We start from the raw sequence: 532 nt of genomic DNA, 5'->3' as shown, positions 1-532 counted from the left end.
GGGTAGTCGCCGAAGTAGTCGACGACGTCCTCGGGCCACTGGTTGGCCTCGGCCAGCAGGACGGTGTCCGGGTACTGGGCGTCGATCTCCTTGCGGACCCGCTTCAGGAAGTCGTGGGTGGCGGGCAGGTTCTCGCAGTTGGTGCCCTCGGCCGCGTACAGATAGGGCACGGCGTCGAGCCGGTAGCCGTCGATGCCCAGGTCCAGCCAGAACTTCAGCGCGGCGAGGATCTCCTCCTGCACCCGCGGGTTCTCGTAGTTGAGGTCCGGCTGGTGGGAGAAGAACCGGTGGAAGAAGTACTGGCCCCGCACCGGGTCGTACGTCCAGTTGGACGGCTCGGTGTCGACGAAGATGATCCGCGCGTCCGGGTAGCCCTTGTCGTCGTCGGCCCACACGTAGAAGTCGCCGTAGGGCCCGTCCGGGTCCTTGCGGGACTCCTGGAACCACGGGTGCTGGTCGCTGGTGTGGTTCATGACGAAGTCGATGATCACGCGCATGCCGCGCTGGTGGGCGGCGTCCACGAACTCCACGA

General features: G+C 66.4%; 1 protein-coding gene. It reads right to left on the bottom strand.

What is annotated here, in order from left to right:
• The coding region (locus tag QC282_RS32035) for an alpha-amylase family glycosyl hydrolase (protein ID WP_279553107.1) at window positions 1-532 on the bottom strand (532 nt) is incomplete at both ends.

The sequence above is a fragment of the Streptomyces sp. DH24 genome (genome assembly GCF_029813775.1).
Taxonomy (GTDB): Bacteria; Actinomycetota; Actinomycetes; order Streptomycetales; family Streptomycetaceae; genus Streptomyces.
Note: the sequence above shows the minus strand (reverse complement) of the source record. Positions and strands in the feature narration are given on the sequence as shown.